Source organism: Proteus sp. STS61-E (assembly GCF_040932335.1).
GTDB lineage: Bacteria > Pseudomonadota > Gammaproteobacteria > Enterobacterales > Enterobacteriaceae > Proteus > Proteus mirabilis_B.
Window position 1 is genome coordinate 137,454 of the sequence record NZ_JBFQGE010000005.1, and the last position, 25,694, is coordinate 163,147.

Here is a 25,694-nt window from a genome sequence, read left to right on the forward strand (position 1 = left end):
GGAGCCTGTGTGCATTTATTGCCAATCTTTGATGTAACAGAAAAAATCGTTACTGCATTAAAACAATCCCCACAAGTTTTGCTTCATGCACCTACTGGTGCAGGTAAATCCACGGCGCTTCCGCTCTATTTGCTGGAGCAAAATTGCTTTGATGGCAAAATTATTTTATTAGAGCCAAGACGAATTGCCGCTAAAAGTATTGCTTACCGTTTAGCCAGTCAACTAAATGAAGATGTTGGAAATACGGTAGGCTATCGAATGAAGGCGGAAAGCAAAGTCAGTTCACAAACTCGACTCGAAGTGGTAACAGAAGGAGTACTAAACCGGATGTTACAGCAAGATCCTGAGTTGGCTGGCGTAAGCCTAGTGATTTTAGATGAATTTCATGAACGTAGTTTGCAGGCAGATTTAGCACTGGCTCTATTGCTTGATGTGCAGATGGGGTTACGTGATGATTTGCGTGTTTTGATTATGTCTGCAACCTTAGATAACCAAAAACTCACTTCACTATTACCAGATGCCCCCATGATCAGCGCTCAAGGGCGCAGTTACCCTGTCGAAAGAGTGTATTCTCCTATCAGTACGCATCAACCTTTTGAACAAGAAATTGCCACAATGGCGTTGCGATTATTAGCACAAGAAACCGGTTCTATGTTGATATTCTTGCCGGGTAGTGCAGAGATAGTGCGTGTTGCAGAAATACTAAAAGATAAAGTAGATAACAATGTTCTGCTATTTCCGCTTTATGGTGCGCTTTCATTAGCAGAACAACAAAAAGCGATTGAGCCGACAGAAAAAGGCTATCGAAAAGTCGTCCTTGCCACCAATATTGCAGAAACCAGTCTGACTATTGAAGGTATTCGCTTGGTTCTTGATAGCGCTATTGAAAAACGAGCTCAATTTGATTTGAAAAGCGGTGTCACTAGTTTATTGCGTCAAAGAATTAGCCAATCATCACAGACACAAAGAGCTGGACGAGCAGGACGTCTTGAGGCTGGTATTTGCTGGCATTTAATAAGCCAAGAGCAGGCAGCGCGTGTTGCTTCTCACCAAATACCTGAAATTTTAAGTAGTGATTTATCGTCGTTATGGCTTTCTGTTTTGCAGTGGGGTTGTCGCGACATTAATCAGTTGAATTGGTTGGATAAGCCAACACCTCAAGCACTACATGCCGCTCAAGATTTATTGTATCGTTTAGGTGCAATAGATAAACAAGGTGGATTAACCGCACGAGGCTCGCGCATGGCTCAATGGGGCATAGAGCCTCGACTTGCTGCTATCTTAGATTATGCAAGTGAGCAAAGTGACAATCATCTTGCGACGGCAGCACGCTTATGTGCAATCTTAGAAGAGCCGCCCCGAGGACAAGAAATTAATCTGGAGTGGATTGCTCAACAAAAAAACACCTTCTGGACACGACGTGAAAAACAGCTTTCTCAACACCGGAAAGGGACGTTTTACCCTGAATTGTTAGGTTTATTATTAGCGGTTGGGTTTCCTGATAGGATTGCTAAAAATCGAGATAATCAAGGTCGTTTTCGTTTAGCGAATGGGCAAGGTGCCATGATGGAACATTCGCACTCAATAAGTGATACACCGTGGATCTTAGCACCATTATTACTACAAAATGTGCATTATGCTGATGTCCGCATTTTATTAGCACTACCGATTGATATCGATGAAATATCAGCTACTTTTCCAGAGCTTATTGAAAATAATACGACTGTTGAATGGGATGAAAAACGCGGTACGTTGGTCGCATGGCAACAACGCCAATTAGGGCGATTAACCTTAAGCCAGCGCCAATTAGACAAACCCAATAAACAGCAAATGCAGCAAGCATTATTGAATTGGCTGAGAGATAACGGTTTAAATGCTTTAGCACTGAATGAAGAAACTCAACAGCTTTTTATACGCCTTTCTTTGGCGAAAAAATGGTGCCCAGAAGCCTTATTACCTGATTTAGAAGAAATGGTGTTACTTGAAACGTTAGAAACATGGTTATTGCCTGAACTGGGAGAAGTTCAGACATTAAAAGCGTTACAACAAGTTGATATTAATACGATTATAAAAAACCAATTAACATGGCATGAAAATCAGTTGCTTCAACGCTTATTTCCGACGCATTATTTGGCGCCAACAGGCACAAAAGTGATTATCAACTATGATTTGGAGTTACCTCCTGTGATCGCTATCCGCATTCAAGAGGTTTATGGCGAACAGCAAAGCCCTATTGTGGCGAATGGTCAATTACCCGTTGTGATGGAGTTATTATCACCTGCTCATCGACCTATTCAGAAAACACAAGATTTGGCGACATTTTGGGCAGGAAGTTATAAAGAGGTGCAAAAAGAGATGAAAGGGCGTTATCCCAAGCATTTATGGCCTGACTCACCCGCAGATACCGCACCCACACGGCGAGTAAAAAAATATAGCCAATAAATGAATATTAGTTTTACCCTAGTTTTATTCGTATTTGAGAGCTTTCTTGTGGGATCACACAGAAAAATAGCGACAATGTTAGGCTTCTTTATCCCGTGATAAAGGGGTTTTAATGAGAGATACAGTTCATGAGTAGAAAGAAAAGACCAGTGAAACAAACCAAAAGAGGTCGTTCTTGGTTTTGGTTATTTGTCAAAATCGCCATTGTGGTTGCGGTTTTAATGGGTATTTATGGTGTTTATTTACATTCTCAAATTAAAGAGCGCCTTGATGGCAATGTTTGGGAATTACCTGCCGCGGTTTACGGACGTACCGTTAACTTAGAACCGGGCATGAATTATAGCCAAAAAGAGATGGTGAGCTTACTTGAGGGTATGCAATACCGCAATGTTAACAAAATCACTCGTCCCGGCGAATTTGTGGTAAGAGGCAACACGATTGAAATGTTGCGCCGACCTTTCGATTTTCCTGATGGTCGTGAAGAACAAATTTTAGCTAAATTAGCCTTTGAGCAAAATTCCTTGGTTAGTATTACTAACATGGATAATCAACGGCAATTTGGCTTTTTCCGTCTTGATCCTAAATTAATTACCATGATGCAATCTGCAAATGGTGAACAACGCTTATTCTTAGCAAGGGATAAATTTCCACAATTATTAGTGGATACGTTAATTGCAACAGAAGATCGCCGTTTCTATGAGCACGACGGTATCAGCCTTTATTCTATTGGCCGTGCAGTCTTAGCGAACTTTACGGCAGGTAAAGCAGTTCAAGGTGGGAGTACCTTAACGCAACAGTTAGTGAAAAACCTGTTTTTGACTAACGAAAGAACGTTAAAAAGAAAACTTAATGAAGCCTATATGGCGATCATTATGGATGCGAGTTATAGCAAAGATCGTATTTTAGAACTGTATCTTAATGAGGTTTTTTTAGGGCAAAGTGGTGATGAGCAAATTCGAGGCTTCCCTTTAGCTAGCCTTTACTATTTTGGTCGTCCTGTTGATGAATTAAGCCTTGATCAGCAAGCGCTTTTAGTGGGTATGGTTAAAGGTGCATCTGCTTATAATCCTTGGCGTAACCCTAAAGCAGCGTTAGAGCGCCGTAATGTGGTATTAAAACTACTGCAAACCCAAGAGATAATCGACCAAGAGCTTTACAATGTGCTTAGTGCGCGTCCTTTGGGTGTGAAGCCACGTAGCGAAGCGTTAACACCTCAACCTGCGTTTATGCAACTGGTTCGCCAAGAGTTACAAACAACCTTGGGCGATAAAGTGAAAGATTTATCAGGTACAAAAATTTTCACCACATTAGATCCTGTCTCACAAGATGCAGCTGAAAAAGCGGTTGAAGTGGGTGTCGCGGATATCCGTAAAGTTCGTAAAATTGACGATCTTGAAGGGGCGATGGTTGTTGTGGATCGCTTAAGTGGTGAAGTAAGAGCCTTAGTGGGGGGATCTCAACCACAATATGCAGGTTTTAACCGTGCATTATCAGCCCGTCGCTCGATTGGCTCTTTGGCAAAACCCGCGACCTATTTAACCGCATTAAGTGAACCAGAGCGTTTTCGTTTAAATACATGGCTTGCTGATGAACCGATTTCTGTGCCTATTCCGGGGGGGAAACCTTGGCAACCTCGTAACTACGATCGTGGTTATAAAGGTAAATTAATGCTGGTGGATGCGTTAGCAACCTCACGTAATATACCTACAGTAAATCTTGGTTTAGAAGTGGGATTAGACCAAGTGATCAAAACATGGATCAACTTAGGCGCACCAGCGGAAAATCTAGAAAAAGTGCCAGCGATGTTATTAGGTGCATTAAACTTAACACCAATGGAAGTGGCTCAAACCTTCCAAACAATTGGTAGTTTAGGTAATCGCGCAAAATTGTCATCATTGCGTTCTGTGATTGCCCAAGATGGTACAGTGCTTTACCAAAGTTATCCTCAAGCTGAAACAACTGTTTCACCTCAAGCAGCTTATATGACGCTATTTGGTATGCAACAAGTGGTGAATTCGGGAACAGCATGGCGCGTATTAAAACCAAAATTTGGTAATTACAACCTTGCAGGTAAAACCGGTACCACTAACGATCTCCGTGATAGTTGGTTCGCGGGAATTGATGGTAAGGAAGTGACGATTTCGTGGATGGGACGCGATAATAATGGCCCAACGAACTTAACGGGTTCAACAGGGGCATTGTTGCTGTACCGTAATTATTTAGAGAATCAGGCACCGCTGAAATTAAATCCACCAGTGCCAGAAGATATCGCAGAGATGTCTGTCGATGCTCAAGGTAATTTTGCTTGTTATGGCGGTGGTGTTCGTACTCTACCTGTATGGACAGCAAATCCAGATGGATTATGCACACCTGTTCAGCAAGATACTGATGAAAGTGGCGCACCGAAATGGTTACAAGATTTGTTTTCTGAGTAAGTAATCACATAGATTAGCTAAAATAAAAACGGCACATAAGTGCCGTTTTTTGTTTATTCGCATCTTATTTTTATTAAAAAACGAATCGAATATTAGCCCTTCATCTGAGCAAAAGCATATTCCGCTGCATCAATAGTGCGTTGAATATCTTCTTTAGTATGAGCAATAGACATAAAGCCTGCTTCAAATGCAGAAGGTGCAAGGTAGACACGTTTTTCTAGCATTAAATGGAAGAATTGTTTAAAGCGTTCAACATCGCAGTTCATCACATCTTGATAGCAAGTGACTTCTTTTGCATCCGTAAAGAACAGACCAAACATCCCGCCAACATGGTTTATAACCATTGGAATGCCCGCTTGTTGTGCTTTTTCAAGTAAACCATCAGCCAGCATTGTTGTTAGTTCATTTAATGTTTGATGAACACCGGGTTGTGATACTTCGTGTAAACACGCAAGACCTGCTGCCATTGCAATTGGGTTGCCTGATAAAGTACCTGCTTGATAAACAGGGCCAATTGGTGCGAGTTTAGACATCACTTCCATATGTCCACCAAATGCACCCACTGGCATACCGCCACCAATGATTTTACCTAAGCATGTTAAATCAGGATCAACATCGTAATAAGCTTGTGCGCCACCTAATGCCACGCGAAAACCTGTCATAACTTCATCAATAATCAGCAATGCACCAAACTCATCACATAATGCACGTAAGCCCGGTAAGAAGTCTGCTTTTGGTGGTACGCAGTTCATATTGCCCGCAACAGGCTCAACAATGATACAAGCGACTTCTTCAGGGTAATTTTCAAATGCTTGGCGTACAGAATTTAAATCGTTGTAAGTACAGGTTAAGGTGTGTTTTACAAAATCAGCGGGTACACCTGGTGAATTTGGTTGTCCCATCGTTAGCGCGCCAGAGCCTGCTTTAACTAATAGGCAATCTGCATGACCGTGGTAGCAACCTTCAAATTTAATGATTTTGTCACGACCCGTGTAACCACGAGCAAGGCGAATAGCGCTCATTGTCGCTTCTGTACCTGAGTTCACCATGCGAACCATGTCCATGGAAGGTACCAGTTCAGTGACTAGGTTTGCCATTTCAACTTCAGCAGCCGTTGGTGCGCCAAAGCTTAGACCTTTTTGTACCGCGTCAGTAACAGCATGACGAATGGAAGGGTGGTTGTGACCTAAAACCATCGGTCCCCATGAGCCGACATAGTCAAGGTAAGCTCGTCCATCAACATCATAAATATACGCACCATTAGCACGTTCAATAAAAAGAGGGGTTCCACCTACACCGTTAAATGCTCTAACAGGTGAGTTGACACCGCCGGGGATCACTTGTTGTGCGAGATTATAAAGCGTTTCAGACTTGCTCATGTCAGACTCCTAATGATGGGTGAGCGTAAGATTAAGGCGTATTCTAAAGCACCGCGCAGATGAAGCCAAATACACGACAACAACATTTTGATTTATCACTGTTATTGTGGGTGCGCGATTTATCGTAAAAAGCGATAGGTAGCAAAAAGTGTATTTTGTCCACAACAAACTTGAAGGTTATGAGCAGGTATTAGATAATCATCACATTATATCAGCAAGAAATATAAATTTTTGCTGGCTGTTTTTTTGCTGGAATACCCAGTCTGGAGTGAACAATGAGTGATGATATGGCTCTGCCGTTACAATTTACTGACGCGGCTGCAAATAAAGTAAAAGATTTGATTGCGGATGAAGAAAATCCAAATCTGCGTTTACGTGTTTATATCACGGGCGGCGGTTGTAGCGGATTCCAGTATGGTTTTACCTTTGATGATGCAATGAATGAAGGTGATATGACCATAGAAAAACAAGGCGTTGCCTTAGTGGTTGATCCGATGAGTTTGCAGTATTTAGTGGGCGGCTGTGTGGATTATACTGAGGGATTGGAGGGGTCGCGTTTTATTGTGACGAATCCTAATGCGACGAGTACGTGTGGTTGCGGTTCCTCTTTCAGTATCTGATCCTTCTTTGGCGTCGTGGCTGTGCAGTAGTGCCACGGCGTTAGAGCAGTGCTCGTAATGCTCACATACTAATGTATGCTCCGCTTACTGTGCGCTGTCTGCCTTGTTGCACTGCTTGCTCGCTCACGACTTTTGTTTGTGAGAGTTTATTGGTTACTCTTTTCTTCTCTTCTCTTCTCTTCTCTTCTTTTCGTTATTTATTCTTTCTGAGCTTATTTCATAAAATCACTCTATGGGTGATATTTTTGCCTCTAGTTAAATAGATCTTCTGCGATACGCTAAATTTTAGGTGCGGATTTTTTGTCCTTTGAAAATAAAAATCGTAGTTTGCTTATTATTTTGAAAATAGGGCTATTTTTTCCTTATAAATCAACATTGTTACAAATTGAAACAAAATACACACTTTGTTACATATTAAAAATCCATGTACATTAGAACTGACTGGCTTTAGCGAGATTTCGGACATTTGCGAAAGAGAATGATGTAAGTAAATACACTTATTTTAAGAAACGAAAGCAGTAAATAACGTCTGAACAATTATTTTACGCTAAGTCACTTATCCTACGAGGATACAACGTCCTTCTTTTCCGTCACTCCCTTTACTTCCCCTTAAAATTACTTAAGCTACTCTAATCAAATCGCGGTGCGCACTGGCTGATTTTTTGAAAAGGACATCAACAATAATAGTTTTGTTGAGAAACAATAACTGATAGTTAATTAAGGACTTGCCATGCCAACTCCATGCTATATCTCCATTGAAGGAAAAACCCAAGGCAATATTACTGCGGGTGCATTTACGGCTGAATCAGTAGGAAATATTTATGTTCAAGGCCACGAAGATGAAATGCTGGTGCAAGCATTCTCTCATGTAGTGACTGTGCCCACTGATCCACAATCAGGTCAGCCTTCAGGTCAACGTGCGCATAAACCTTTCCGTTTTACGGTGGCGTTAAACAAAGCGGTTCCTCTGCTGTATAACGCCTTAGCCTCGGGCGAAATGTTGCCAAAAATCACATTAAAATGGTATCGCACCTCGGTTGAAGGGAAGCAAGAGCATTTCTTCACCACCACATTAACTGATGCCACCATCGTGAATATCGATTGCCAAATGCCACACTGCCAAGATCCGACTAAGTCTGACTTCACTCAACTGATCGAAGTGTCTCTTTCTTATCGCAAAATTGATTGGGAACACACCGTTGCAGGGACATCAGGCTCTGACGACTGGCGTGCGCCACTCGAAGGTTAATTCTTCACACTTTATTTATGGGCTCTGTCATGGGCCCATTGTTCTCTGCATTTTTTGTCTTTTTTATTGCGTGTTTGTCACATTTAAATGGGAGCTTTTATGTCAACGAATGACGCTAACAATACCCCTAAACCTCGTTTGGTATTAGATGATCCGGCATCATCTCGCCCTTTTGAAATAGGGATGACATTCTCTGAACAGCAAGCTCGCATTAAAAAATACAGTGAATTACTCGACACCCTAGGAAAGGGATTACTTCATACAGGGTTAGTGTTTACTTGCCAAATTGGCGATTTACCTAAAAGCACTTTTCAAGTCACTCAGTTTGATTTAAACGAAGGATTATCAGAGCTTTTCACGCTTTCGATACACGCGGTGAGTGAGCAACGCGATATTGATTTTGCCAACCAATTAGGTGTGGCTTCATCATTAACTGTCAGTCGTGACGGTAAAACAATCCGCACGGTTCAAGGCTTACTGGCGAGTGCTGAACAAGGCAACACCGACGGCGTTAAAACGTGGTATCAATTTGTTATTCGCCCTGAAATGTGGGTGATGACGCTTAATCAAGATAGCCGTATTTTCCAACATAAAACGGTACCTCAAATTCTTCAGCAATTACTAGATGAAGCGCATATCAAATATGACAACCAGCTCTATCAACCCGAACTGCATCAAACTCGCCGCTATATCACGCAAAAGCGCGAATCCGCTTATGCCTTCTGGTGTCGTTTAGCGTTTGAAGAAGGGATCAATTTTTGGTTTGAAGAAGGGCCAAAACTGTTTTATAGCGACAATCATTTAGGGATGACGGCGGGGATCACGCTAACCTATAACCCACAAGCAGAAACCGATATTACGGATACCACTGCCACCACATGGCGCTATACCGAACGTTTATGCAGTGATGTGCGTATTGACAAAGATTATAACCCAATACGTCCTTCTTACCCGTTATCACAAAACACAACGGGTGACGTTCATCAGCAACACCCTGTTTTTGAAAGCTATGGCCGTTTTCAAGAAGAGGCAGAAGCGCAGCCATTGAATCAACTGCGTTATGAGCAATCTCAAAATTATCGTCAAACAGGCTCAGCAAGCACTAACTGTTTTGCGTTAATGCCGGGCAAAGTGTTTACCTTAACCAATCATCCAAGTGCACGTATGAATTCGCGTTGGCAAGTGATCAGCGTTTCGCATCACGGTGTACAGCCCTCTGCGGATAACGGGGGCGGTGAAGGCACCCAGTTGAGCAATCACGTGACATTTATTCCTGGCACACAAGAATGGCGTCCACCTTTTCATTATAAACCGCTGGCGGATGGTGATGAGTTGGCGACAGTCGTTGGTCCAGAAGGTGAGGAGATTTACACCAATGAACAAGGCGCGGTAAAAGTCTATTTTCATTGGGATAGGCGCGGAAAGCCTGATCATAGTGGCTCGTGTTGGTTGCGAGTGGCACAAGGTTGGAATGGTGATGGCTTCGGATTTATGGCGATCCCTCGCATTGGGCAAGAGGTGATTGTGTCTTATTTAAATGGCGATATTGATAGACCAATTATCACCGGTTGCACCTATAACGGTCGTAATGCTCCTCCGCTTGATTTACCCAAAGAAAAAACCCGAACCACATTTCGTACCAAGACGCATAAAGGCACAGGGTTTAATGAGTTACGATTTGAGGATGCCGGCGGACGCGAAGAAGTGTATTTGCATGCGCAGAGGGATCAAAATACGCATATTAACCATAATAAATTTCAATATATTGGTAAAAATGAATCTCATGAAGTTGCAAATGATCGCAAACATGAGGTTTGTCATGATGAATTTATTCGTATAGTTAATGAGCAACATATAAATATTGGACTAAACCAATTTGAAGAAATTAATAAAGATAAAATTATAAAAATTGGTAATGCTAAGACAGAAACAATTTTCTCTAATTTCATAGAAGAAATCGGTGAGGATAAATTATCTAATATAAAGAAAAAATATCATATAAATGCATCAGATGGAATTCATTCAAATACTAAAATATATACTTTACAGGCTAGTGAAACTATTTTAATAAAGAGTAAGTCAGGTTCTATTTTGATTGACTCTCAAGGCATAAAGTTAACAGGTAATATTAATATTTGTGGGAATGTCTCGATTGAATCAGGGAGTCCAGAATCAGTATCATCTTTAGATAATGCCTCAAATGAAGGATTAGCATTAGCTGAAGACTGTCAAAAATTGGATGATTGATAAAGGGAATTAAATGTTATCTCTATTTGAAAAAATTAAAAAAACTTGGGTTCTTGAGTATTATTTTGAATCAACTGAAAGTAAAATTGAGGGAAAACTATTAGTAAATTCTGATACTGAAGAAAGCGCTATAGAAAAATTTAGAGATTATTTTTCCACATATGAAAAATCTTTTTTTTATTATAAATCAATATTGTTATTTGAAAGCTATATTAATCAAAGTGAAAAATCAGAACTATTATGTATAAATGCAATGGATAATATAGATAAACAGGATGTGATTGTTTTTGAAGAACGAGAAGTATCGTTTCCATTAGCAATTGAAAGTTCAGCTATTATATTGAGTAAAATAGAAATAGAGTATGATTTTATTGATAGTAATACTTTTATATTAATTGATGCTAGTAAATATGAGCATTTAAGTGGTGATTTTGTTTTAACTAAACTACATGTTCTTGGGTTTGATTGGACGTGTTTACTTAAAGGAAAAACTCAATCAATTCTAGAAAGAAGTGCTCCTTATTTAATAAAAATAAAAAATAGAAGTGAAATGGATATAATTCAAAAGCAATTTGTAAAATTATGCTTGGATAATCCAATTTGCATTTTCATTAAAACAAGTTTAAGTTTACTTGAGTTAAGTAAACATTTGAGAAAGTTTACATATTTGGAGGTGTATGGAAAAGATAATTGGAGCTATTTTAGGTTTTATGATCCTAATATATTTTCATTGGTTTTAGAACATTTGAATGAAGTTGAGTCTAATATTTTTTATAAAAATATAGATGAGATCTTCTTTTTAAAAGATAATTGTTTTTTTTCTTTGAAAAATAATACTGTTGATTATAATTTTTATTCAAAAAATAAATTAATAATAACACCATATTTACAAAAAGTTTTTCATGATTATCAACAATCTGTTTTTATGAAAAAAATAGCTATTAATTTGCCAAAGTATAAAATTCATAAAAGAGATTTAAATATTAAAGAAAAAAAAGAACTTATTAATGAATTAAATAAAGCATATTTATTGGGTTTAACAAATCCTAAAGCAATATATTATTTTATAATTGCTCAAATTGATTTTTTCAACGAAGAGTTTTTATCATTATGGAATGAAGCAAGCCATTACTCATCATCACAAGAAATTAGAGCATTACATTATCTTGATTTAACTATTAATAAAATGAGTAGAGATAAAATATGAACTTTCCAATAAATAATAATCTTATAAATATAGTTGATAAAGCAAATAGTATTTTTTCAGATAGTGATGACATTACAAAAATCTCTTCACCATGTTATCGTAATATTAGACCTGTATATCCTGTACGTTATGCTTATATGAATTTTTTTACAAAAGATTTATATAAGCCTCAATTACCACCTTCAATTCAAGATTTAATGGCTGCGACGTCATTAGATCAAGTTGGTGGTTATACTGCCCGTATTTTACGTGAAGGATGGGTATATGTAAAAGAAGAGGCTCCATTAAAAACAAGAGGCTCACAGAGTGAAAATAGAATACTAATTTTTAAACATATATTAAATGAAATTGAGAGTGAGAAAGAAGGTGACATTGCTTCTGTCAGTGAGATTTTTTATGAATACGAATTTAACAATGAAAATAATAGTTATCAAGAAAAAAAACAACTATGCAAACCTTGTGGTTTTTTACCGATAAAGAAAGATGTTAAAAACATCAGTATATTATTTAGTGATATTCCTTTATCAAAAAGTATTTTGAAAAAATTAAATGATAATACAGCATATAGAAAGAACATAATGCAGTTTATTAATTTAGATGCAGAGGAAAAGTATACATTAGAATTAAATAAAGAAAATTTATCAGATTTAGTTGAAGATTATAAGATTAAAAATGAGCAATTTAATTGGTGCTATAATGAATTGGAACTAGATGCTGATTGTGGTTATCAGTTGGGTTATGGAACTACACAACAAAGTTATTATATAGATCCAGAAAAAAAAGATAATATATTCAAAGCGTACTGTAATAAAGGAGAAAAAGGAACTCTGGTTATTTTACATGATCCTGTTGGTAGACAAAAAGATATATTAGACGTTTATAGTCTTTTAGTTACATATCTAAAATCTTATATGGAAAGTTATAACTATCCAATAACTATTGGGAATTATATTGAAGCACTGCTCAAAAATGACTCTAGTGAAGTCCGTGAAACGGTAAGATCAAGTTTAAATGAAGATGAATGGAATACTAACTGGAAAGAAATTAAAAATAATATTTCCAATATTCATGCAAGAACGGCAGAAATTTTATCCTTATATAATGCATTTGCTTTTAATTATAAACTGTCTTCAGAAAAATATGATGGGCTTAAATTACATTTAACAGGTTTATTTAGCTTTTTAAGTGACGCTGAATTATCAGGTGAAAGCTATATTGATGAGGTGTATATTTTTTCTGGATTATTTTTTGATATTACAAATTCTTTGCAGTTTACAGAATTAGGTTCTGTAATATTAGATAGATTCTTTAATAAAGAATTAACACCAAAATCTGTGATTGAAAAGCTTCAAGAACGATCTAGTTTAGGTAAATACATACTGACCTATTCTTTGATGGAGTCATATGATCTTTTACCTTCTGTTGCAACAACGATGCTTGATACAGAGATTAGTAAAAAGGCATTCAAAAAATTTTCAGATACACTTCCAACAGAAGATGATAATTTAATTGATGATTGGAAAGATACTTTAGTTGCATTAAGAACATTTCTAGATAATAAGCTTGTAGAAAACCCAGAATTAAAAAAGCTATTAGTTAAATCTTTTGACAAAATATTAATTATTTTTGGAAAAAGTTTTTCAACTTCACTTGTATATATGGATAATTTATCCCAAAACTCATCCTTTCTTAAAGGAAGAAAGCTGATGGCTGACTTTACTATTGAGGTAGCTAAATTATCAGGAATTAAAATTAATATTAACATGAATAAACTCTTTACGGGGCAACAGTTAGAGATCGAGTTGAAAAAATGGGGAGTGCTATTAAAAGACAAACTTAGACCCGAAAATCTAAAGATGGGAAATAGATTATTTAATTGGGATAAAATAACTTCAAGATTAAAAAATGAAGCATGGATAAAATTACCAAGTATAGATAAGATAACGTCATCATTAAAATCAGTAGGCACTAAAAATAATTCGTTAAATGGAAAGAACATAGTTCCTTATATAGATAAAACCATTCCAGGATTAGCATTTTGTGTTAATGCATTAATAGTACTATCTTTAAGTAATCAAAGTTTTTACAGCAGAAATAATCCATTAAAGACACGAAGTTTAGGATATTACGCATTTAAAATAGCTGAAGGCTTTGTTGCTACTGTTGAAAATAGTAAATTTACGGTAATGGGAGCAAAACAACTACAAAAAATGAAATTATTGGCTAACAATAAAATAATTCGTTCTATTGCTAATATTCCTAAATCACCTAAATTGAGAGAGCTTTCTATTATAAAAAGCTTCCGATTTTTATCAACAGTTAGCTTTACCGTATTAGCGGGGATATCTTTTTATGAAGCTTATAATTCTTGGCGAATTGGAAATAATTTAAATAGTATTTTTAAAGGGATTACTGGTGCTGGTTATAGCTTATTAGCTATTGGAACTCTTGGTACTATATTTTTCCAATTAGCTCTATGGCCTATTTTTATATTTTTAGGAACTGCTTTAATGTTAGTAGGAACAGTTGGTGATTTAGCTACAACATGGGGGGATTTAGAAGCGTTGATTAAATGTAGTTTTTGGGGTAATTCTAAAAAATATCCATTTTGGAATATGAAAAAAGTAGATTTTAAGAATAAGTTTGAATTAATTGAAAAAGATAAAAAAGAAATAAGAAATGGTTTTCTAATTGAAAATCAAGAATTTATTAATATATTTTATATGCCAAAATTAGAATGGGAATACAGTGCTAAAGAACTAATTATTAAAATGGAGTTAAATAACTTCATACCTTATGATTCTCAGATTTTTTATCAAATTTGTCGTAAAATGACCTCAAGAATTCCAAGTGTTTATACCGAATACAGAGAAAAAAATAAATTATTTCATTACGATAATAGTGTATACAAAAAAATAGATTATACAGAACTAGATGCTGAGTTTAATGAGAATATAAAAAATAACTACATTGATAATAATGGAAGTTCTGTCTTAGAAATGGTTATAAAAACACCAGAAAATTTTTATTATGGAAATGAAATCTTTTTCTATTACAGACCATTTGAAGATAATATTGTACCATTACGATACGATTGGGATGATAATGAAATTTCAGATCTTGAAGTAAAACATTATGGATTAATGAAGCTTAGATCAAAGGGGAATCCATGGAACTAAAACACAAACTCAGTGATCACTGTGAATCACTATTACAAACAGAAACATCAAAAATGACTCAATATCAAGCTGGTGCGCTTGATTTTGTGGAAAAAATAGATAATTTACGATTAGTCATACGCCATGCTTTTTCTAATGGCAGGACTATGTTAGCGATCCCTTTTGTTATCGGTTTACTTTGGGCTTTCAGCTATGGCGTTAAAACAATTTATATTGATCCTTGGAAAAATACTGAAAGAATATTTTTACATAGTTTGGAATATAAAAAAGTACCCAAAGATGAAAATAGATATTTTTTTAAAACACTAGAAAGAGAATATAAATATGAAGATATTTATATAAAAAATGGTCATCTTTCTTTTTTTGATTTTTTGCATTATAACTATAATAATAATTATTATGCTTATGAGGAGAATGTTTTTTTAGATTTATTTTTATTATTAACTCCACTATTATGTTCTTTACCAATGATCTATTTTGGTTTTATTGCTAGAAATAGACCTTATCTAATATGCGATCGAGAAAAACAATTATTTTATACTTGGGACATGAAAATGAATGTTTATGTTGCTAAGTATTCTCAAATTAATTTTGCAGATATGAAACCAACATTAGCACTTATTTTATATCGAGTTGATGAAAATAATAAGTTGATAGAACATAAATATTATCCAAACTTAACGGTGTTTAGTTTTTTAGGAGGCGGAAGTAGTAATGATAAAGCATGGGGATTAGGATATATTACCAAATATTTATTTTATGGATTAGCACCTTTGATTGAAGGCAAGTACACAAGAAAAAAATATTCTATTTTTAGAGAAGCGCCTATTCCCAAAGATCTTGATAGACAAATAGAACAACAAGTTGTTTTGGTTGATAAAGAGCTGCCACCTTGTAAAGAAATAGAAGATAAATTATCGGAAGCAATTAAGCATTCTATTTAGATTTTTTAGCTAAGTTTGCTGTTAATAATTTATAAAAGGATATATAAACATGCGTAGCACAATCCAAGGACGAAAAATCATTTTAAAAAATGATACCACCAATACTAAAGGAACCGTATTAAGCGGTTCTTTATTAGCAAAGCAAACACATGAAATTGCCTGTTTAGGCGATGAAGTTTATTGCCCTGCTTGTCAGCAAAAAGGCAAAATTATTGAGGGGGATACCATGATGAAAATAAACAATATCCCTGTCGCGTTAGAGGGGCATAAAGTGCAATGCGGCTGTTTAAAGGGTTGTGTATTAGTAGCTATTGAGTAATTAATCATTTTTATGGAAAGATAATGGCAAGTTTATTTAGTGGTACAAATAATCCTCATAAAATAGAAATGAATTTTTTTAAGAGAGATAATGATAATTATAATTCCAATATTAAGTTAAAAGACTTTGATTTTTTAAATAAATTAACAGAAGATGAATGTGAAGTTGATTCTCCTAATAGAAATATTATCAATAATATAGCTGTGCCTATTTTTATTGTGCTTTTTTTTAGTTTTATTTATTTATTACATGATAAATATGAAAAAATTTATTATGGGAAGAGGGGGTTTATTGATGATGTTATTTTGGTTGAGAATAAATATAATAAGAATAACTTGGAATTAAGTGAAGATTGGGTAATTGTATTTAATAAATACAAGCCATATTTTAACCAAAAAGTTACTTATTGGGATTACCTAAAAGCGTATTATTCTGGTGATTTTTATCAAGGAACTAAAAATGCCATCTATCAAGATATCGCATTATTTTCTATGCCACTAATTGGAATGATACTAATGGGGCTGATTATTTTTTATATGCCTTGGGTGGTATTAAAAGTAGATAGAAAACGGCAAATTCTTTATGTTTGGAATTCCAGACAGTTATTAGTGACACGTTATTGTGATGCTGAATTTGGTTATGCGGGTACATTAATGTTCTTAAAACTTTATTGTCTTGATAAAAAAACAGGAAAATTAATAGAAGGCTATTTTAAACCCAATATTTCATACTCAACAGGTCTTTTAGTGAGTCGAACAGCTGAAAATAAGCATTTTGTGACTTTTATTAATACGTTTATGAAAGAAGGTCGAGATGCAATTAGCCAGACTAATTATAGTCGAAGAAAACCGCTTGTTTGGTTTAATAAAAACCCACTCCCTACTGATTTTGAGCAACAAATAAGTTGTATTTTAGCCGAAATTGATAAAAAGAAAGTCAAACATGCGTAGCACAATTCAAGGACGAAAAATCATTTTAAAAAATGATACTACCAATACTAAAGGAACCGTATTAAGCGGTTCTTTATTAGCAAAGCAAATACATGAAATTGCCTGTTTAATTCCCGTCGCATTAGAAGGGCATAAAGTGCAATGTGGTTGTTTAAAGGGTTGTGTATTAGTGGCTATTGAGTAATTAATTATTTTGCTAATGGTTCGTTGCTATTGCTTCACAAATTTGCTGTGTTGCATTAATAATACGCGGTGCAGGTCGGCTAAAACTGTCTTCATCAATAGCAATAATCGGTACAGTAAGCTGAGGTTGCCAAAATGCTCGTACTGTAGGTATTTGATCTGCTTTACCACTGAATATAATTAAATCAGGTTGCTTTGTAAGTACTTGCTCACGACTTACTTGAGGCCACGCCACAGGGCTATTAGCGAAAATATTTTCACCGCCACAAAGTTCAGTGATATGGCTTTGTAATGTGCTGTTTGATGTAGTAAATAACGGCTGCATCCCAAATTGAATAAATACTTTTTTCTTGGAGTGATTCGATATAGTTGATGCATATTGCTGTTGTAACACTTGATATTGTTGACGCAATTGTTGGGCATTTTTTATTGCAATATCAGAATGATGGCTATAACTGGAAAGAGTAACGAGATCGTCTGCGATTTCTTCAATACTTTGTGGATCAGAATAAATGATAGGAATACCCAAAGCTTTTAACTGATCTAATGGGCGTTGTGGATTACCGCCTTGCCATGCAATCACTAAATTAGGTTTTAATAATAGAATGCGTTCGATATTAATACCCTGCCAATTAGCGACTTGTTCAATACTTTTGGCAGCCTCTGGATAATCGGAGTAAGCACTAACTCCGACAATATTATCCCCCATACCTGCGGCGTAAGCCATTTCAGTGGCTGATGGCGATAACGTAATAACACGATCAGCAGGTGTGATAGCAATGGCAAAGCTTAGCCAAAATAATGAACAGAGTAATAATCCAAGATTGATAAATAAACGCATTACTTTTCCGATAATAAAAAATACCCACCTATTTTTTATCTTAGAATAAACAAAAAATAAAGGTGGGGTATTGATAAAACGATATTAGGATCATCTCGACTTAATTAGTCTTTTAATTTATCCAACATCGCTGTCACCATTAAGCTCGATTGTTCTGCAGCAACAGATAAAAACTCATCAAAGCTTAAATGCGATTCTTTATCAGCCACATCAGAAATAGCACGAACCACAACAAATGGTGTGTTGAATTGATGGCAAACATGACCAATCGCGGTGGATTCCATTTCTACGGCAGCAACATCTGGGAATGTGCGACGAATACGCGCTAAAGGTTCTGCACCATTAATAAATGCATCACCACTACAAATTAAACCACGAACAGCATTTAATTTTAGCGATTCAATACACTCTTCTGCGATGCTAATAAGTTTAGGATCTGCAATAAAAGCAGGAGGGCATTGTGCCATTTGACCTGGTTCATAACCAAACGCAGTCACATCTGCATCGTGATAGCGAACTTCTGTTGAAACAACAATATCACCGACATTTAATCTCGAATCTAAACCACCCGCTGAGCCAGTATTGATGACGACATCAGGGCGAAAATGCTCAAGCAATAAAGTTGTGCCAATCGCAGCCGCAACTTTACCAATACCTGATTTTAATAATGCAACATCAACACCGTTGATTGTGCCTGTATAAATTTCACAACCGCCACGAGATAAGATTTGGCAATCTTCAATTTTCTCACGCAGAAGTGTGACTTCTTGCTCCATTGCACCTATTACGCCAACTCTCATTGTGTCATACTCACTTGTAGGTTAATAATAAATAGAAATTTAAATAGAGTTTAACATCTATCGGAAAAACACGATATAACACAAAGAATAGAGAATTCGTTTCATCGAAACCAGAAAGAGGACAGAAATGATCGATTTTAAGCTGAAGTTAAATTATCAACGCAAATATAACAGCAGTGATATCGATATTAACGATGAAATACAGGTTTCTCGTCAATTTGAAAGTGATCGTGGCCGTATTATTAACTCAGCAGCTATTCGGCGTTTACAACAGAAAACACAAGTCTTTCCTTTAGAGCAAAATTCCGCAGTACGTAGCCGTCTTACTCATTCTCTTGAAGTTCAGCAAATTGGTCGTTATATCGCTAAACAAATTATCGGTGAATTAAAAAAACAAAATAAGCTTGAAGTGTATGGCTTAATTGATCGCATCGATAGCCTTGAAAGTTTAATTGAGATGGCGTGCTTAATGCACGATATTGGTAATCCTCCTTTTGGTCATTTTGGTGAGGCTGCGATTAAACATTGGTTTCAAAAAGTATTATCACCAGAGGCGACAGCTGAATTTGATAGTTGTCCGTTTATCCCTATGCAGTATTCAGCTAAAGTGCAATTAAATGAATTGCGACAAACTTTACGCCAAGATTTATGTCAATTTGAGGGTAATGCTCAAGCTATTCGAATGGCGCATCATCTTCTTAAATTGAATTTAACCTATGCTCAAATTGGCTGTGTATTAAAATATACCCGTCCCGCTTATTGGCAAGGTGAAGTCCCTAAAGAATATAGCTATTTAATGAAGAAACCGGGATATTACTGGTCTGAATTAGCATTCGTAAAAGAAGTACAAGAAAAACTAAATATGGGTGAGTTCTGTCGCTTTCCTCTCACATATATTATGGAAGCTGCTGACGACATTTCGTATTGCATTGCAGATTTAGATGATGCAGTAGAAAAGGGGATTTTTGATATCAACCGCCTTGTTCAGCTTTTACGAGATGCGTGGCGTGAAAATGGTGATGTGACCGAAGGTGATTTATTCGATATTACTGTGAATCGTGCTTATAAAAAAGTCGATCAAAATGAAGCCAAACGCAGTATGCAAGATCAATTCTTTATGTATTTACGAGTTTATATTACAGGGAAATTAGTCCCTTATACGGCACATCGATTTATAAAAAATCTTCCTCAAGTTTATGAAGGAAGTTTTAACCATGCATTATTGGAAGGGAATAGTGCTGAGCATCGCTTATTAACAACCTTAAAAAGTGTCGCTAAAAAATGGGTGTTTAGCCATCCTGAAGTTGAAGAGCTTGAAATGAAAGGGTATCGCGTGATCAGTGGATTACTCGATATCTATAAGCCCTTGCTTTTATTATCAACTGAAGATTTTTTAAAATTGCATAAATATAACGAACATCCTAAATATGTCATTGAGACGCGTTTATATCATAAGCTTTCTGTTAAACATAAACTGGCTTATAACGAAATGTTAGAAAAGCTAAATGATATAAATACTGAAAGAGGAAAAATTTTAGAGTTTTATTATCGTACCAGATTAATTCAAGATTATATCAGTGGAATGACTGATCATTATGCTTATGAAGAATATAGAAAATTAATGGTTTGTGATTAATTTGTAATCATTAAGAAAAATGCTATCTAATTGATTGGTGATAATTTTTAGACTTTTCTTAGAGATAATAAAGATTTATTAAAATAACAGAAAATAGATGTTATTAATTGTAAATATATTCAATATAAAAGTTATATATAATATTTGTTAGTTATAGAACAATATAAAATCCATAAAACGAGTGTCTTAGGTTGTTATCATTAAAAGTTTTCTCAATTTAACAAAAATATTGCTTATATCAGTTAAGTAAATAACTTGTTCGATGTTATACTCTCCCCATGTTTTCTTCTGAAATGCATAGTCATTCATGTAACGCTGAAAAACATACAGCGTATTCTAAAACGATGTCATTTCACTGTTAATCCGTCATTGATACTTAATTTAATACTATGGTGCAGTTTTATTCCCCTAAAAAACGCTCTGTGAAAAAACAGGCGACAACTCTGGAAGTGACCGCCAGTGCATTGGATGCAAATGGTCAAGGTATTGCTCATGCTGAGGGCAAAACGATTTTTGTAAAAGGATTACTCCCACAAGAAACTGCTCGTATTCGTTTAACAGAAGAAAAGCGCCAGTTTGCTAAAGGCGAGGTTATTAAGCGTTTAACTACCAGTGGACAGCGTATAACGCCTCATTGTGAATATTATGAGCGTTGTGGTGGTTGTCAGCAGCAACATGTGCCGATTGCGCTACAACGTACAACAAAAGCAAGTGTGTTATCACATCTTATTAAACGTGAAACGGGTGTGGTAATTTCAGCGGAGCCTGTTATTGCTGGGGCTGAATATGGTTATCGTCGTAGAGCAAGATTGGGTTTGCGTTATCAGCCTGAAAAGGGGTTGGTAATGGGATTTCGCCAAGAACGCTCTAATGATTTGGTCATGATAAAAAAATGCCCAGTATTAAAACCTCAGTTAAATGATTTATTGTCTCCTCTTTGGACATGTCTTAAACAATTAACATCAGTACGTGATTTAGGGCATGTTGAAATGGTGCTCGCTGATAATGGGCCGTTGGTGATTTTACGTCATTTATCACTATTGTCAGAGAGTGATAAACAGAGTTTGCGTGATTTCTCTCAAACTCATCAAGTTACGATGTATCTTGCAGGTGATAATAGCGAGATAGCACGATTAACTTCAATTGAGAAGGAACCCTTCTATCAAATAGAAGGTCTAAATTTACGTTTTGCACCTACTGATTTTATTCAAGTAAACGATGAAATAAATCCTAAGATGGTTGCTCAAGCTATTGAATGGCTTGATTTATCGCCAGAAGATCGCGTGTTAGATCTGTTTTGTGGTATGGGTAACTTCACTTTACCTATCGCAAAACATGTCAGTGAAGTAGTGGGTATCGAAGGTGTACCTGCGCTAGTTGAAATGGCGAAAAAGAATGCAGAACTAAACCAACTAGGTAATGCGCATTTTTGGCATGCAGATTTATCGGCTGATTTTTCTGCGATGTCGTGGTCGAAAGAAGGGTTTAACAAAGTGTTGTTAGATCCCGCAAGAGCAGGCGCTTTGGAGGTAATGTCACATATTGTGAAGTTATCCGCAGAAAAAATCGTGTATGTCTCCTGTAATCCGACCACGTTAGCCAGAGATAGTAAGATATTATTAGATTCTGGATATCAGCTAACCGGTTTAAAAATGTTGGATATGTTTCCACAAACGGGTCATCTGGAATCAATGGCGCTGTTTAGTCGAAAATAAACAGTTAGCCAGTAAATAAGTCGCAAATAAGATTTATACCGTGTAGGGAGAGAATATGGTTGCAGTAAGAAGTGCTCACTTAACACCTGCAGGAGAGTTTGCTGTTGATAAATGGGTCAATAGCTTGAACTTAACCCATGTCAATGCGGGTAGTGAAATCATGCAAACCTGGGAATACTGCCATCGTACTGTTCAAGGGCGTGAAGATGCCGAACTGTTATTGTGGCGTGGTGTTGAAATGGTTGAACTTCTTTCGACACTAAGCATGGATAAAGACAGCATGAGGGCAGCGCTTCTTTTCCCACTTGCTGAAGAAAATCTTATTGATCAGGAAATTATTACTGAACACTTTGGTGATGCTATTTGGAGCTTAGTGCGTGGTGTTATGGAGATGGATGCCATACGCCAATTAAAAGCGACACACACTAATGAAACAAGTTCGGTTCAGGTAGATAACGTGCGCCGTATGCTGTTATCTATGGTGGAAGATTTCCGTTGTGTGGTCATTAAACTTTCAGAACGTATTGCCCATTTACGTGAAGTGAAAGATGCCACAGAAGATGAGCGCGTACTGGCTGCTAAAGAGTGTTTTAATATTTATGCACCATTAGCCAACCGATTGGGTATTGGTCAATTAAAATGGGAATTAGAAGATTTTTGTTTCCGCTATCTTCATCCTGATGAATACAAAAAAATAGCAAGTTTACTTCATGAGCGTCGTATCGATCGCGAACAGTACATTGATAATTTTGTCAGTACAGTACGTGGTTATATGAAAGAAGAGAATGTCGATGTAGATATCTATGGACGTCCCAAACACATCTATAGTATTTGGCGCAAAATGAAGAAAAAGAATCTCGCATTCGATGAGTTATTTGATGTGAGAGCGGTACGTATCGTCGTGGAACGGCTTCAAGATTGCTATGCGGCATTAGGGATTGTGCATACGCATTTCCGTCATCTACCTGATGAATTCGATGATTATGTCGCAAATCCAAAACCTAATGGCTATCAATCTATTCATACTGTTGTGTTAGGGCCTGAAGGCAAAACAGTTGAGATTCAAATTCGTACTCGCCAAATGCATGAAGATGCCGAATTGGGTGTGGCTGCGCACTGGAAATATAAAGAAGGTGCAACTGGCGCTGCAACGAAAGGCGGTACAGGCAGTTATGAAAACCGTATTGCATGGTTACGTAAACTGATTGCATGGCAAGAGGAGATGGCAGATTCTGGCGAAATGCTGGATGAAGTCCGTAGCCAAGTCTTTGATGATAGAGTTTATGTCTTTACACCAAAAGGTGATGTAGTTGATTTACCTGCGGGATCAACACCTCTTGATTTTGCTTATCATATTCATAGTGATGTGGGACATCGCTGTATTGGGGCGAAAATTGGCGGGCGTATTGTACCGTTTAGCTATCAATTACAGATGGGCGATCAAATTGAAGTTATCACGCAAAAACACCCTAATCCAAGTCGTGATTGGTTAAATCCTAACTTAGGCTATGTCACCACAAGTCGTGGGCGTGCGAAAATTCATAATTGGTTCCGTAAGCAAGATCGCGATAAAAATATTCTTGCTGGACGCCAGATTTTAGATAATGAATTGGCGCATATGGATATCAACATGAAAGAAGCAGAAAAACTGCTGATTGCGCGTTATAACGTGCATAGTGTTGATGAAGTATTAGCTGGTATTGGTGTCGGTGATATCAGAATTAACCAGTTAGTGAACTTTATTCAAAGTAAATTAAATAAAGCCACTGCGGAAGATGAAGATAAAGAAGCTCTGCGGACACTTGAAAACAAAACGCCAGCACCTAGAGCCACAGGATCAGGTGGAAGCATTGTTGTCGAAGGTGTGGGTAACTTAATGCATCATATCGCACGTTGTTGCCAACCTATTCCGGGTGACAATATTGTCGGCTTTATTACTAAAGGTCGTGGTATTTCGATTCACCGAGCAGACTGTGAGCAACTTGCTGAACTGCTTTCTCATGCACCAGAACGTATTGTTGATGCGGTATGGGGAGAGAATTATTCTAGCGGTTATTCATTAGTCGTTCGCGTTGTTGCCAATGATCGTAGTGGATTATTACGTGATATCACCACTATTTTAGCGAATGAAAAAGTCAATGTGCTAGGTGTCAGCAGCCGTAGTGATGTGAAGCAACAAATTGCAACAATCGACATGAATATTGAGATTTATAATCTCCAAGTATTAGGTCGTATTTTGGCAAAACTTAATCAGTTGCCTGATGTGATAGAGGCGAAACGCTTTTCTCACTAAAACATTAAAATGATAAGATGCCGAGACAACTGTTCTCGGCATTTTTTTATCTAAAAATGTGTTAAACAGGATAAAGCTCACTCTTATTTAAAAGGCAATATGATGTCAGAAAATCGTGAAATCTTTCGTTTATTAGAAATTATGGCGCAGTTACGTGATCCTAATACTGGATGTGAATGGGATAAAGTGCAGACTTTTGACACTATTGCACCTTATACATTAGAAGAAACGTATGAGGTGTTAGATGCTATTACTCGTAAAGATTTTACTGATTTAAAAGAAGAGTTAGGCGACTTACTTTATCAAGTTGTTTTTTATTCACGCATGGCGCAAGAGCAAAAGTTATTTGATTTTAATGATGTTTGTGACGCCATTAGTAATAAGCTAGAACGTCGTCATCCTCATATTTTTGCCTCTGAAAGCGAAAACAATTTATCAACAGAAAAACATCGCTGGGAAAAACTTAAAGCGCAAGAGCGTGAGGCAAAAGCACAATTTTCATTATTAGATGATATTCCCGCCACATTACCCGCTTTGATGAAAGCAGAAAAAATTCAGAAACGATGTGCTTCTGTCGGATTTGATTGGAATGAACTTGAACCTGTTTTAGGTAAAGTGTTTGAGGAAATTGATGAAGTGATGGCTGAGGTGAAAAAAGCACCTCAAGATGCGTCTAAAATTGAAGATGAATTGGGTGATTTACTATTTTCAGTTGTAAATTTATCTCGGCATTTAAAACAAAAACCAGAACAAGCATTAAATCGAGCATGCCGTAAATTTGAACAACGCTTTCGCTTTGTTGAAAAAACACTCTCGGAAGATGGCATAGGCATAGAAAATGCTTCATTGGAAGAGATGGAGATCTGTTGGCAGAAAGCAAAGAAACAACAGATTGAGTGAATTGTGACTCGCAAATTAACACCAGCGTGACATAAAATGCGATAAAAATAGCCTGTAACATCTCGTTTTTTCAGCTATTTTTATAAAAATTTTTAAAAAGCGAAATTATAAAAGGTAATTTCGTTTTTTTGTTTTTAGGTGATTTTAAATATTGTAGTTACATTTTATTGCATTAAAAATGTGATTAACCTCAAAAAAATTAAAAGCATGATCATAAGCAAAAGATCTCGCTATAAACCTGCTACACTTAATGTCGTGAAAAAAATAAAGCATCTCTTTTCTAAAAGTGGTATCTTAGCTGAAAGGATTAAGCTAAAATGCTTGAGAAATATTTTCACGGGTTTAGTTTATTGAA

General features: G+C 36.5%; 18 protein-coding genes. 15 read left to right on the forward strand and 3 right to left on the reverse strand.

What is annotated here, in order from left to right:
- Positions 1–9: 9 nt before the first annotated feature.
- Both hrpB and mrcB read left to right on the forward strand, forming a co-directional pair.
- Positions 10–2,442 carry an ATP-dependent helicase HrpB gene (gene hrpB, locus AB4J89_RS12980; protein ID WP_368469516.1) on the forward strand — a complete coding sequence of 811 codons (2,433 nt, stop codon included), beginning with the start codon at positions 10–12 and terminating at the stop codon, positions 2,440–2,442.
- 128 nt (positions 2,443–2,570) lie between these two features.
- The gene (mrcB, locus tag AB4J89_RS12985) at positions 2,571–4,877 is read left to right on the forward strand and encodes a bifunctional glycosyl transferase/transpeptidase (protein ID WP_088493603.1); all 2,307 of its coding nucleotides are present in this window, start codon (positions 2,571–2,573) and stop codon (positions 4,875–4,877) included.
- Positions 4,878–4,969: 92 nt separating this feature from the next.
- Here the strand turns inward: mrcB and hemL are convergent, their stop codons facing one another.
- The gene (gene hemL, locus AB4J89_RS12990) at positions 4,970–6,256 is read right to left on the reverse strand and encodes a glutamate-1-semialdehyde 2,1-aminomutase (protein ID WP_109407918.1); all 1,287 of its coding nucleotides are present in this window, start codon (positions 6,254–6,256) and stop codon (positions 4,970–4,972) included.
- A 275-nt stretch (positions 6,257–6,531) separates the two neighbouring features.
- On the opposite strand from hemL, the gene erpA reads away from it, so the two are divergent.
- From erpA to AB4J89_RS13035, 9 genes are all read left to right on the forward strand, one after another.
- Positions 6,532–6,876 carry an iron-sulfur cluster insertion protein ErpA gene (gene erpA, locus AB4J89_RS12995; protein ID WP_088493601.1) on the forward strand — a complete coding sequence of 115 codons (345 nt, stop codon included), beginning with the start codon at positions 6,532–6,534 and terminating at the stop codon, positions 6,874–6,876.
- A gap of 730 nt (positions 6,877–7,606) precedes the next feature.
- Positions 7,607–8,125: an Hcp family type VI secretion system effector gene (locus AB4J89_RS13000; protein ID WP_036933014.1), complete on the forward strand. Its 519-nt coding sequence runs from the start codon at positions 7,607–7,609 to the stop codon at positions 8,123–8,125.
- Between the two features lie 99 nt (positions 8,126–8,224).
- Positions 8,225–10,372, forward strand: coding sequence for a type VI secretion system Vgr family protein (locus tag AB4J89_RS13005; protein WP_368469520.1), 2,148 nt, complete (start codon positions 8,225–8,227; stop codon positions 10,370–10,372).
- A 13-nt stretch (positions 10,373–10,385) separates the two neighbouring features.
- Positions 10,386–11,579: a DUF4123 domain-containing protein gene (locus AB4J89_RS13010; protein ID WP_368469521.1), complete on the forward strand. Its 1,194-nt coding sequence runs from the start codon at positions 10,386–10,388 to the stop codon at positions 11,577–11,579.
- Positions 11,576–14,758, forward strand: coding sequence for a toxin VasX (locus AB4J89_RS13015; RefSeq protein WP_368469523.1), 3,183 nt, complete (start codon positions 11,576–11,578; stop codon positions 14,756–14,758). Before AB4J89_RS13010 ends, AB4J89_RS13015 begins: the two co-directional genes overlap by 4 nt.
- The gene (locus tag AB4J89_RS13020) at positions 14,749–15,702 is read left to right on the forward strand and encodes a hypothetical protein (protein ID WP_368469525.1); all 954 of its coding nucleotides are present in this window, start codon (positions 14,749–14,751) and stop codon (positions 15,700–15,702) included. Before AB4J89_RS13015 ends, AB4J89_RS13020 begins: the two co-directional genes overlap by 10 nt.
- 49 nt (positions 15,703–15,751) lie before the next feature.
- Positions 15,752–16,021 carry a PAAR domain-containing protein gene (locus tag AB4J89_RS13025; RefSeq protein ID WP_088493597.1) on the forward strand — a complete coding sequence of 90 codons (270 nt, stop codon included), beginning with the start codon at positions 15,752–15,754 and terminating at the stop codon, positions 16,019–16,021.
- A 23-nt stretch (positions 16,022–16,044) separates the two neighbouring features.
- Positions 16,045–16,971: a hypothetical protein gene (locus AB4J89_RS13030; protein WP_368469528.1), complete on the forward strand. Its 927-nt coding sequence runs from the start codon at positions 16,045–16,047 to the stop codon at positions 16,969–16,971.
- Positions 16,964–17,155: a PAAR domain-containing protein gene (locus AB4J89_RS13035; RefSeq protein WP_368469530.1), complete on the forward strand. Its 192-nt coding sequence runs from the start codon at positions 16,964–16,966 to the stop codon at positions 17,153–17,155. Before AB4J89_RS13030 ends, AB4J89_RS13035 begins: the two co-directional genes overlap by 8 nt.
- Before the next feature lie 12 nt (positions 17,156–17,167).
- On the opposite strand, the gene btuF is transcribed toward AB4J89_RS13035, so the two are convergent.
- Positions 17,168–17,995 (reverse strand): vitamin B12 ABC transporter substrate-binding protein BtuF, encoded by an 828-nt coding sequence (gene btuF, locus AB4J89_RS13040; RefSeq protein ID WP_368469532.1) that lies wholly within the window; start codon positions 17,993–17,995, stop codon positions 17,168–17,170.
- Positions 17,996–18,099: 104 nt separating this feature from the next.
- Positions 18,100–18,795 carry a 5'-methylthioadenosine/S-adenosylhomocysteine nucleosidase gene (gene mtnN / locus AB4J89_RS13045; RefSeq protein WP_098941009.1) on the reverse strand — a complete coding sequence of 232 codons (696 nt, stop codon included), beginning with the start codon at positions 18,793–18,795 and terminating at the stop codon, positions 18,100–18,102.
- A 127-nt stretch (positions 18,796–18,922) separates the two neighbouring features.
- On the opposite strand from mtnN, the gene dgt reads away from it, so the two are divergent.
- The 4 genes from dgt (at position 18,923) to mazG (ending at position 25,339) form a co-directional block, all read left to right on the forward strand.
- On the forward strand, positions 18,923–20,431 hold the full coding sequence (dgt, locus tag AB4J89_RS13050) for a dGTPase (protein WP_088493591.1): 1,509 nt from the start codon (positions 18,923–18,925) through the stop codon (positions 20,429–20,431).
- A gap of 389 nt (positions 20,432–20,820) precedes the next feature.
- Positions 20,821–22,146: a 23S rRNA (uracil(1939)-C(5))-methyltransferase RlmD gene (gene rlmD, locus AB4J89_RS13055; RefSeq protein ID WP_368469535.1), complete on the forward strand. Its 1,326-nt coding sequence runs from the start codon at positions 20,821–20,823 to the stop codon at positions 22,144–22,146.
- Between the two features lie 55 nt (positions 22,147–22,201).
- On the forward strand, positions 22,202–24,439 hold the full coding sequence (relA, locus tag AB4J89_RS13060; RefSeq protein WP_088493589.1) for a GTP diphosphokinase: 2,238 nt from the start codon (positions 22,202–22,204) through the stop codon (positions 24,437–24,439).
- 102 nt (positions 24,440–24,541) lie between these two features.
- The gene (mazG, locus tag AB4J89_RS13065; RefSeq protein ID WP_368469537.1) at positions 24,542–25,339 is read left to right on the forward strand and encodes a nucleoside triphosphate pyrophosphohydrolase; all 798 of its coding nucleotides are present in this window, start codon (positions 24,542–24,544) and stop codon (positions 25,337–25,339) included.
- Positions 25,340–25,694: the final 355 nt, after the last annotated feature.